Source organism: Bariatricus sp. HCP28S3_A4 (assembly GCF_052066395.1).
Taxonomy (GTDB): domain Bacteria; phylum Bacillota; class Clostridia; order Lachnospirales; family Lachnospiraceae; genus Allocoprococcus.
In genome coordinates this window covers 1-721 of sequence record NZ_JBQHSE010000093.1, presented here as the reverse complement: position 1 = coordinate 721, position 721 = coordinate 1, and the positions used below count along the sequence as shown (strand labels likewise).

1 protein-coding gene is annotated in these 721 nt (G+C 41.1%); it reads right to left on the bottom strand.

The features are described 5' to 3' along the window. Nucleotides 1–498 (bottom strand): hypothetical protein (locus ACTNBF_RS16490; RefSeq protein ID WP_441089706.1); only part of this gene is annotated, 498 nt, incomplete at its 3' end. Nucleotides 499–721: the final 223 nt, after the last annotated feature.

Genomic DNA, 721 nt, shown 5'->3' with positions numbered 1-721 from the left:
AATCCCTAATACATACACAAGAACACCCAAAAACGCAATATACGGTCTTGATATCGTATCCTCATTTCCAAAACGGACATCACAAATCGCCTGACAAATTGCCGCTTCCCCCGGCACATAAGACTGATCATCCGTCACAATCCGCACATCACTCCATCCAATCAGTAACCCATCCGAGTCCACAAGATCCTCACCATTCCAGTTTCCCCGCACCGATCTACCGTCCGAAAATGCAAAGGCAAACGAATCATCCCCATTCTCCTCAATCGAAACGCTCATCTCCCCCTCATCCAAACCAATCCGAACCTCATCCCCCGAAACAAACTCCAAATAATTCGACCGATTCCTCTGATACCGCGTCTCACTCACCTTATAATAAAAATAATCCCCAACATACACCCCACTTCTCAAAGTAAAATACCAACCAATCCCCAAACAAACAATCGCAACCAAAACCACTCCGCCCCAGAACAACTTCCTCTTCCGATTACCTTCCATCCCCAAATCCCCCTTCGCATAAATTGATATAAATAATTAACAACATCATATCATATAGCAAAACATAAAAATACCCAATTAACCAATATTTAACAATTAACTCAAATTATTAACTCAAACTTCCCACACCAATCAGGTGTACTGTACCTTGAAAATTCAATATTTTAGCCAATAAAAAGGGCATAAATAACGCTCTTTTGATATAATGGAATTGTCCAGAAAC